The sequence below is a fragment of the Bacillus cereus group sp. N11 genome (assembly GCF_016483605.1).
GTDB classification, from domain to species: domain Bacteria; phylum Bacillota; class Bacilli; order Bacillales; family Bacillaceae_G; genus Bacillus_A; species Bacillus_A toyonensis.
This window is the reverse complement of sequence record NZ_JAEHBN010000068.1, coordinates 1-310: the sequence shown is the minus strand read 5'-3', so window position 1 is coordinate 310 and position 310 is coordinate 1. Positions and strand designations below refer to the sequence as shown.

Here is a 310-nt window from a genome sequence, read left to right as displayed (position 1 = left end):
CTTTAAAGAGCTCATAGCATTGTAAAAGCGCTCAAAACCACTTTGGCAGCATGATCATTCACCTGAAGGATTTCAGTGGATTGATGCTAATAATAATGAGCAAAGAATTTTCTCGTTTATTCGCCAAGGAGATAAACAAGAAGATGCGTTAGTTGTCGTATGTAATTTTACGAAAGCTACATATGAAAACTATAAAGTAGGTGTACCAGATTTCGAGTATTATTACGAGATTTTAAACAGTGATGCGGAGCAATATGGCGGATCGGGGCAAGTGAATAAAAAACGTCTTAAGGCGACTCTAGAACCGTAC

General features: G+C 37.7%; 1 pseudogene. It reads left to right on the top strand.

The features are described 5' to 3' along the window. Window positions 1–310, top strand: a pseudogene (locus JDS98_RS29695) (alpha amylase C-terminal domain-containing protein); the annotation flags it as partial.